The 8,908-nt window shown below is 62.2% G+C and carries 9 protein-coding genes; 2 read left to right on the top strand and 7 right to left on the bottom strand.

The annotated features are described in order from the left end of the window. Window positions 1–129: 129 nt before the first annotated feature. The 7 genes from ACODTO_RS23530 to bioB form a co-directional block, all read right to left on the bottom strand. Window positions 130–1,935 (bottom strand): phenylacyl-CoA dehydrogenase, encoded by a 1,806-nt coding sequence (locus ACODTO_RS23530; RefSeq protein ID WP_175362400.1) that lies wholly within the window; start codon window positions 1,933–1,935, stop codon window positions 130–132. Window positions 1,936–2,210: 275 nt separating this feature from the next. Further along, window positions 2,211–2,507 (bottom strand): pyrroloquinoline quinone biosynthesis protein PqqE, encoded by a 297-nt coding sequence (locus tag ACODTO_RS23525; protein ID WP_139640647.1) that lies wholly within the window; start codon window positions 2,505–2,507, stop codon window positions 2,211–2,213. Window positions 2,508–2,612: 105 nt separating this feature from the next. Beyond that, on the bottom strand, window positions 2,613–3,293 hold the full coding sequence (gene bioD / locus ACODTO_RS23520; RefSeq protein ID WP_139640649.1) for a dethiobiotin synthase: 681 nt from the start codon (window positions 3,291–3,293) through the stop codon (window positions 2,613–2,615). Beyond that, window positions 3,290–4,102 carry a malonyl-ACP O-methyltransferase BioC gene (gene bioC, locus ACODTO_RS23515; RefSeq protein ID WP_489107122.1) on the bottom strand — a complete coding sequence of 271 codons (813 nt, stop codon included), beginning with the start codon at window positions 4,100–4,102 and terminating at the stop codon, window positions 3,290–3,292. Before bioC ends, bioD begins: the two co-directional genes overlap by 4 nt. Beyond that, window positions 4,095–4,826 (bottom strand): alpha/beta fold hydrolase, encoded by a 732-nt coding sequence (locus tag ACODTO_RS23510; protein WP_139640652.1) that lies wholly within the window; start codon window positions 4,824–4,826, stop codon window positions 4,095–4,097. The genes bioC and ACODTO_RS23510 overlap by 8 nt, the downstream gene beginning before the upstream one ends. Next, window positions 4,819–5,997, bottom strand: a complete 1,179-nt coding sequence (gene bioF, locus ACODTO_RS23505; protein ID WP_139640654.1) for an 8-amino-7-oxononanoate synthase — start codon at window positions 5,995–5,997, stop codon at window positions 4,819–4,821. The genes ACODTO_RS23510 and bioF overlap by 8 nt, the downstream gene beginning before the upstream one ends. A 168-nt stretch (window positions 5,998–6,165) precedes the next feature. Continuing rightward, window positions 6,166–7,221, bottom strand: coding sequence for a biotin synthase BioB (gene bioB, locus ACODTO_RS23500; protein ID WP_139640656.1), 1,056 nt, complete (start codon window positions 7,219–7,221; stop codon window positions 6,166–6,168). Between the two features lie 91 nt (window positions 7,222–7,312). On the opposite strand from bioB, the gene ACODTO_RS23495 reads away from it, so the two are divergent. Then, on the top strand, window positions 7,313–8,053 hold the full coding sequence (locus ACODTO_RS23495; RefSeq protein ID WP_489107121.1) for a ComFC family protein: 741 nt from the start codon (window positions 7,313–7,315) through the stop codon (window positions 8,051–8,053). A gap of 57 nt (window positions 8,054–8,110) precedes the next feature. Continuing rightward, the gene (locus tag ACODTO_RS23490) at window positions 8,111–8,875 is read left to right on the top strand and encodes a TOBE domain-containing protein (RefSeq protein WP_175384768.1); all 765 of its coding nucleotides are present in this window, start codon (window positions 8,111–8,113) and stop codon (window positions 8,873–8,875) included. Window positions 8,876–8,908 lie beyond the last annotated feature (33 nt).

The raw sequence follows: 8,908 nt of genomic DNA, 5'->3' as shown, positions 1-8,908 counted from the left end.
AGTCAGCATTTCTGTCGACTGACACACCGCATCGCGAGCAGGCTCGCTCCCACAGTTTTTTCCTGCGGGCATGAAAAAGCCGCTGCGTCCCGAAGGAGGCAGCGGCTTTCAGAAGATACCGCCTGAGGCTTAGTAACCCAGTGCGAAGTCTTCTTCTTTCATGTCCATCAAGTTATTGGCGCCCGACAACATGGCAGCCACGTGGGTACGGGTACGCGGCAGGATGCGCTGGAAGTAGAAGCGCGCCGTCTGCAGCTTGGCGGTGTAGAAAGCCTCTTCGGTGGTGCCGGCAGCCAGTTTTTCCGCCGCCAGACGCGCCATGTCGGCCCAGAAGTAGGCCAGGCAGGCGTAACCGGAGTACATCAGGTAGTCCACCGAGGCCGCGCCGACTTCTTCGCGGTCCTTCATGGCCGCCATGCCAACCTTCATGGTCAGCTCGCCCCACTCCTTGTTCAGCGCGGCCAACGGTCCGACGAACTCCTTGACCGCTTCGTTGCCTTCGTTGCCCTGGCAGAACTTGTGGACGATCTTGGTGAAGCCCTTGAGCGCTTCGCCCTGGGTCATCAGCACTTTACGGCCCAGCAGGTCGAGGGCCTGGATGCCGGTGGTGCCTTCGTACAGCATCGAAATGCGACTGTCGCGAACGTTCTGCTCCATGCCCCACTCGGCGATGAAGCCGTGGCCGCCGTAGATCTGCACGCCGTGGTTGGCCGATTCGAAGCCGACTTCGGTCATGAACGCCTTGGCGATCGGCGTCATGAACGCCAATAGCGCATCGGCCTTTTTCTTCTCTTCCTCATCGACGCCGTACTTGACGATGTCGACCTGCTTGGCGGTGAAGTAGACCATCGCCCGGTTACCTTCGGCAAAGGCCTTCATGGTCAGCAGCATGCGACGCACGTCAGGGTGCACGATGATCGGGTCAGCGGGCTTGTCCGGCGCTTTCGGGCCCGTCAGGGAGCGCATTTGCAAGCGGTCACGGGCGTATTTCAAGCCGCCCTGAAAGCCGATTTCAGCGTGGGCCAAGCCTTGCAAAGCGGTGCCCAGGCGTGCGGTGTTCATGAAGGTGAACATGCAGTTCAGGCCTTTGTTCGCCGGGCCGATCAGGAAACCGGTGGCCGCGTCGAAGTTCATCACGCAGGTAGCGTTGCCGTGGATGCCCATCTTGTGTTCGATCGAACCACAGCTCACCGCGTTGCGCTGGCCGATGGTGCCGTCGGCGTTAGGCAGGAACTTGGGCACGATGAACAGCGAAATGCCCTTGGTACCGGCCGGAGCGTCCGGCAGACGCGCCAGAACGATGTGGACGATGTTGTCGGCCATGTCGTGTTCGCCGGCCGAAATGAAGATCTTGGTACCGGTTACCTTGTAGGAGCCATCGGCCTGTGGCTCGGCCTTGGTGCGCAGCATGCCCAGGTCGGTGCCACAGTGGGGTTCGGTCAGGCACATGGTGCCAGTCCATTCACCGGACACCAGCTTGGTCAGGTAAGCCTCTTGCTGCTCGGGCGTACCGTGCTCGGAAATCGTGTTCATCGCGCCGTGGGACAGGCCCGGGTACATGCCCCACGACCAGTTGGCTTCGCCGACCATTTCGCTGACGGCCAGGCCCAGCGACTCCGGCAGGCCCTGACCACCATGCTCGACGTCATGGGCCAGGCTTGGCCAGCCGCCTTCAACGAATTGCTTGTAGGCTTCCTTGAAACCGGTCGGGGTTTTCACGCCGGACTCGCTCCAGGTGCAGCCTTCGGTGTCACCCACACGGTTCAGCGGAGCCAGCACCTGCTCACAAAACTTGGCGCCTTCTTCGAGAATGGCGTCAACCATGTCCGGAGTTGCGTCCTGGCAAGCCGGAAGGCTCTGATAATGCGCTTCATAGCCAAGCAGTTCATCACGAACGAAGCGAATATCACGCAAGGGGGCCTTGTAGTCAGGCATAGCGATAACCTCTGCTGATGTAACCGGGGATGAACGACCGCGTGGATTTGTTATGGCGGTCAAACAGTTGTTTGAAACATACGTTTACGCCTAAATCTTGTCAAGCGCCGATCTTTTGCCGTTCGTCATCGCCCCCTCAAAAAAACTCAGGTACGTCCATCCCGTGCGGTTTACACCCACAGCGAGTGAAGGAAAAGATTAGTTGAGCGTGAGGGAGTTAGAGACGAAAACGCCGCGAATAATCGCGGCGCTTTCGCAAATCGGGGAACTCAAGATCAGGCGAAGGTATCGATCAACGTACCCAGCATTTCGTCGGACGCTTTAGCCACGCTCACGCCCGCTTGCACCTGGAACTTGCCCTGGGCCATTTCAACCATGTTGCTGGCCAGGTCCGACTGCTGGCTGCGATCCACCGACCGCAGGCGATCGACCTGGACTTCGGACGACTGACTGGTAACCGCCCGCTCGATGGTGTTGTTGGCGATTTGAGATGAAGCCTGATCGACACGGTTCTGCCCTGTCTGAATAGTACTCAGACCAGCATAGAATGCGGTACTTCCTGAGATTTCCATGGCAAGGCTCGTATCTTGAAGGGTCGACAAGGCCATTGAATCAGAAGCACTGGGAAAAGGCCCGACAAAAACACTAATGGCACAGTGCCTTGTTATAGGCAAACCCTAATCCAGCAGGTCCAGATGCAGGTACCCGGCCACGGCTTCCGCCGTTACGCCCTTGATTCGTGGCACCCGGCCCAGGCACGGTGCCGGAAGGCGTTCGGCGAGCGTGGCCAGATTTTCCTCCAGGCGCGACGTCTTGGGGTCGACGATATTCGCCACCCAACCAGCCAATTGCAGGCCATCCCGGGCGATGGCTTCGGCGGTGAGCAACGCGTGACTGATACAGCCCAACCGTACCCCCACTACCAGAATTACCGGCAGCCCCAGGGCCATTGCCAGGTCCGAGAGATTGTCCTGATCAGCCAACGGAACGCGCCAACCGCCCGCGCCCTCAATCAAGGTGAAATCGGCTTGCAGGGCCAGCACGTCACGCATCGGCCCCAACAACGACTGCACCGTCAACGCCACGCCGGCTTCCCGGGCCGCCAGATGCGGCGCAATGGCCGGCTCGAACGCCACCGGGTTGACTTGGGCATACGTCAGCGGCACCGAGCATTCCGCGAGCAGGGCCAGGGCGTCGGCATTGCGCAGGCCCTTGGGCGTGACTTCGCAACCGGAGGCCACGGGCTTTCCGGCGGCGGTGCTCATGCCGGCCTGTCGTGCTGCGTGCAGCAGGCCGGCCGCAACAGTGGTCTTGCCCACGTCGGTATCGGTGCCGGTGATGAAGTAAGCCTGGCTCATAGAGGTTTCTCCAGCACCGCGTAGACCACCTGATAGGTCGCGGGCAACCCTTCTACCCGACGAAATTGCTCGTAGGCTTCAATCATCCCCAGGATCCTCGCTCTGCCGGTCAACCCTCCCGGGCGGCCGGGATTCAGATTATGGGCACCGAGGGATTTCAATTCATGGGTCAGGCTGCGTACGTCCGGGTAATGCAACACATGGGGGCGGTTCTCGAGGCTGATGACCTTCAACCCGCTTTCCATGCACAGTTGTCGATAGGTTTCGAACTCCCGGAAACGGTTGACGTGCACCAGGCCGTCCACCTGGCGCCAGCTTTCGCGCAACTCATACAACGTACCGGCACAGAGGCTGGTGAAGGCAAAGACCCCGCCCGGCTTCAGTACACGATGGGCCTCATTCAACACCGAGGCAAAGTCCGCACACCACTGCACCGCAAGGCTGGAGAACACCAGGTCGCAGCTCGACGCTTGCAGGGGCAGGCGCTCCGCGTCCCCGGCCACGAAATGCGCAGCCCCACCCTGGGGACGGGCATGGTTGAGCATGCCTTCGGCGATATCCAGCGCAACGCCGCTGGCCACGCCGAAGCGCGCGCCCAGCGCACGGGTGAAGTGACCGGTGCCGCACCCCACGTCCATCCAGCGTCCCGGCACGAGCGAGGCAGGTAACTGCTCCAGCAACTGTTGACCCACGTCGCGCTGCAATTCCGCCACGCTGTCGTAGCTGGCCGCCGCCCGGGAGAAAGAGGCTGCCACCTGGCGCTTGTCAGGCAAGGCCCCGGGCAATTTGGGAAGGGATAGGTCAGTCATCACCGGCCTCATGAAAAAAGGCCTGGATCGCCCCCGCGACACCGTGCGGGTCTTCCAGAAGAAATCCATGACCGGCCTGTTCGATCAGGCCGATCTCGACGTCCGGCAACAATGCCAGCAATTCACTCGCGGCTTCGGCCGGCACCAGGGCGTCGAGCCCGGCAAACAGATGCAATTGCGGGCCACGGAAGCGTTGCAAAGCGGCACGGGTATCCAGCTGCGCCAGCACTTGCAGACCGGCCATCGACACCTCCGGCGCGGTGTTCGGTGCGCCGGCCAGCAGCAGCCTCGCCAACCCACGGGGGTCGCTGCAGCCCTGGGCGCATAACAAACTGAAACGCTTGAGGGTCAGGCGTGGATCGGCGGCACACCCGTCGAGGAAACCGTCGAAGGTGTCACTGGCCATCGCGCTCGGCCATTGCTCATGAGCCACAAACGAAGCATTGCTCGCCAGGGTCAACAGCCCGCAGCAATGCTCGCCCCGGCGCGCGGCCAACTCGGAGGCCAGCATGCCGCCCAGGGACCAGCCGCCCAACCAGGCATCCTGGGGCACGCTGGCGTCCAACTCGTCGAGCCATTCCTCGGGATTACTCGTTACCAGGGCCGGCAATGGCTCGATTTCCACCCGCAGATGTTCGTCGAGCCCGTGCAACGCAGCGGCCAGCGGTTCCAGCGGGGAAACGCCCAACCCCCAACCAGGCAGCAATATCAATCGATCACGCATGGCTTGCCTCCGGCCCCAGCAGAGCAAAACACTCGGCCAGTGCATTCAACAATAGTTGCACCTGGGCCTCGCTGTGGGCGGCCGTCAGGGTCACACGCAAACGGGCGCTGCCGGCCGGTACGGTGGGTGGCCGTATCGCGGTGACCATCAGACCCCGTTCGCGCAGCATTTGCGACAGGCGCATCGCTCGCCCGGCATCGCCGATCAGAATCGGCTGGATCGGCGTGAAGCTGTCCATCAGTTGCAGGCCAATCTGCTCCGCGCCATGGCGAAACTGACGGATCAACACTTGCAAATGCTCGCGCCGCCAATGCTCGCTGCGCAACAACTCAAGACTTTTGAGCGTGGCGCAGGCCAGGGCCGGCGGTTGGCTGGTGGTGTAGATATAGGGGCGGGCAAACTGGATCAGGCTCTCGATCAGCTCTTCACTGCCTGCCACAAAAGCGCCAGCGGTGCCGAAGGCCTTGCCCAGGGTGCCGACCAGCACCGGCACGTCGTCCTGGCTGAGGCCGAAGTGCTCGACGATACCGCCTCCGCTCGCGCCCAACGGACCGAAACCGTGAGCATCGTCGACCATCAGCCAGGCGCCCCTGGCCTTGGCTTCACGGGCCAGGGCCGGCAGATCGGCAATGTCGCCGTCCATGCTGAAGACCCCGTCGGTGACCACCAGCGTATTGCCGGTGGCTTTCTCCAGACGGCTGGCCAGGCTCCGGGCGTCGTTGTGCAGATAACGGCTGAAACGCGCGCCGGACAGTATCCCGGCGTCGAGCAACGACGCGTGATTGAGCCGGTCCTCCAGCACCGTATCGCCCTGCCCGACCAGTGCGGTCACGGCGCCGAGGTTGGCCATGTAGCCGGTGGTGAACAGCAGCGCCCGCGGACGACCGGTGAGATCGGCAAGGGCCTCCTCCAGGGCGTGATGGGGACCGCTATGGCCGATCACCAGATGGGAAGCACCGCCACCCACCCCCCAACGGGTCGCCCCGGCACGCCAGGCTTCGATCACCTGCGGGTGATTGGCCAGGCCCAGGTAGTCGTTATTGCAGAACGCCAGCAACGGTTGCCCATCCACCACCACCTCCGGGCCCTGGGGGCTTTCGAGCAGCGGACGTTGGCGATAGAGGTTTTCGGCACGACGGGCAGCCAGGCGTGCGGCGAGATCGAAGGGCATGCTGGCCTCGGGGTGACCACTATTCAAAGATTGAAGGGTTCCCCTGTGGGAGCGAGCCTGCTCGCGATGGCGGTGTGTCATTCGACGTAAATGTTGAATGCTCTATTGCTATCGCGAGCAGGCTCGCTCCCACAGGTCCCCCATTCCAAACAGAAAAATCGGGGTTGATCACACAGCCGCGTTATAGAACTGCTCGCTGCTCTTCTGCTCCACCAGCGCCTGTTCAATCGCGGCCTGGTGCACTTCGTCGGCATGTTCTTCGCGGACTTCGGGCTGGATGCCCAGGCGAGCGAACAGTTGCATGTCCTTGTCGGCCTGCGGGTTGGCGGTGGTCAGCAGCTTGTCGCCGTAGAAAATCGAGTTGGCGCCGGCCAGGAAGGCCAGGGCCTGCATCTGTTCGTTCATCGCTTCGCGACCGGCGGACAGGCGAACATGGGATTTGGGCATCAGGATCCGCGCCACGGCGAGCATGCGGATGAAATCGAACGGGTCGACATCCTCGGCATTTTCCAACGGCGTGCCGGCGACCTTGACCAGCATGTTGATCGGCACCGACTCCGGATGTTCTGGCAGGTTCGCCAACTGGATCAGCAGGTTGGCGCGGTCATCGAGGGACTCGCCCATGCCGAGGATGCCGCCGGAGCAGATCTTCATCCCCGAATCACGCACGTAGGCCAGGGTTTGCAGGCGCTCGCTGTAGGTACGGGTGGTGATGATGCTGCCGTAGAATTCCGGCGAGGTATCGAGGTTGTGGTTGTAGTAATCCAGGCCGGCCTGGGCCAGTGCCTCGGTCTGCTCCTGGTCGAGACGCCCCAGGGTCATGCAGGTTTCCAGGCCCATGGCCTTCACGCCTTTGACCATTTCCAACACGTAGGGCATGTCCTTGGCCGACGGATGCTTCCACGCCGCGCCCATGCAGAAACGGGTCGAACCGATGGCCTTGGCACGCGCGGCCTCTTCGAGGACCTTCTGCACTTCCAGCAGCTTTTCCTTGTCCAGCCCGGTGTTGTAGTGGCCGGATTGCGGACAATATTTGCAATCTTCCGGGCAGGCGCCGGTCTTGATCGAGAGCAGCGTGGAAACCTGAACGCGGTTGGCGTCGAAATGCGCACGATGCACGGTCTGCGCCTGGAACAACAGGTCATTGAACGGCTGGACAAAGAGTGCTTTGACTTCGGCCAAAGACCAGTCATGACGCAGGTTGGCAGTGATGCTGGCGCTCATGGGTATTTCCTTGATTATGCTTGGCTGGCGACTGGGGACACGCAATACCCACAGGTGCGACACGGATGTTCGGCATATTTAAGGAAGAGTCATGCGCTGTCAACCACCATACGAAGGACCGGTTTACATCTGGTTAAAAAACAAGCAATCCTGCCTCCTGTGTGGCGACGCTACCGATACGCAGCAGCCAATCTGCACACCCTGCGAAAGCGAATTGCCCTGGCTCGGCGATCAATGCGTCATTTGCGCCCTGCCGCTGCCCATGGCCGGGCTCCGTTGCGGGCAATGCGCCACGCAACCACCAGCTTTCAAGCGCGTCCTGGCGCCCTGGGCTTATGATTTCCCTGTGGACAGTCTGATCACCCGTTTCAAGCACCAGGCAAAATGGCCTCTCGGGCGCCTCATGGGCGAACTGTTGGCGCAGTCGCTGCAACATCATTTCGACGAAGGCCTGGAGCGGCCCGACGCGCTGGTGCCGGTACCGCTGGCGGGTCGACGCTTGCGCCAGCGCGGGTTCAACCAGGCGACCCTGCTGGCGCGCTGGCTCGGTGCTGAGTTACAGATTCCCTGCGAAGAACATCTGCTGCTGCGCATCCACGACACCCCGGCGCAACAGGCACTCGATGCCAGGGACCGGCGCCGGAATCTGCGCCAGGCCTTTGCCCTCGCGCCCGATGCCCCGTTGCGCAACCGCCACCTGGCCCTGGTAGACGATGTGCTCACCACCGGCGCAACCGCCCAGACGCTGGCCCAATTGCTGCTCGATGGCGGTGCGGCCCGGGTCGATGTGTATTGCCTGGCGCGCACGCCCAAACCCGGTGAGCCGGCTTGACGCGCGGCGGCCGAGGCGCCAACGTCCATTCATTCACCCTCGCGCGCAGTTTCCGCCATGTCCTTACCTACGCTTCTGACCCAACACATTGTCCGGCGTCCGCAACGCATCGCCCTGTTGCAACATATTGCCGAGCAAGGCTCCATCACCCGTGCCGCCAAGAGCGCGGGCCTGAGCTACAAGGCGGCATGGGATGCCATCGATGAGTTGAACAACCTGGCGGACCAGCCGCTGGTGGAACGCAGCGTCGGTGGCAAGGGCGGTGGCGGTGCCAGGCTGTCGGAAGAAGGGCAACGGGTGCTGCGCCTGTACCTGCGCCTGCAAGCCTTGCAGGCGCAGTTGCTGGAGGCGAGCGAAGACGCCGGGGACCTCGGCCTGCTGAGTCGCCTGATGCTGCGCACCAGCGCTCGCAATCAGTTGCACGGCAAAGTCCTTGGCATCGACGCCCAGGGCCATAACGACCGGGTGCGCCTGGAACTGGCCCGTGGCCTGGTCATCGAGGCACAGATCACCCACGACAGTACGGTGCGCCTGGAGCTGGCTATCGGCACCGAGGTGGTTGCGCTGATCAAGGCCGGCTGGCTGGAATTGTTCCCCAACGGGCCCCTGGAGAAATCAGGCTTAAATGCCCTACAAGGCGTCATCGAACATATCGCCCTGGCCACCGACGGTCCCAGCGAGGTGCGTATCAGCTTGCCCAACGGCCAGACCCTGTGCGCCCTGGCCGATCCGCTACAACTGCAAGCGCGCAACCTGGACACCGGCTCACCGGTGCAAGTGGTGTTTTCGGCAACGAATGTGTTGCTCGGGACACCGTTATAAAGGTACTGAAACAAAAGCTTCATCGACCCGCTT

The organism is Pseudomonas sp. FG13, assembly GCF_057809755.1.
The sequence above is the reverse complement of the archived record's forward strand: the minus strand, read 5'-3'. Positions and strand labels throughout refer to the sequence as shown.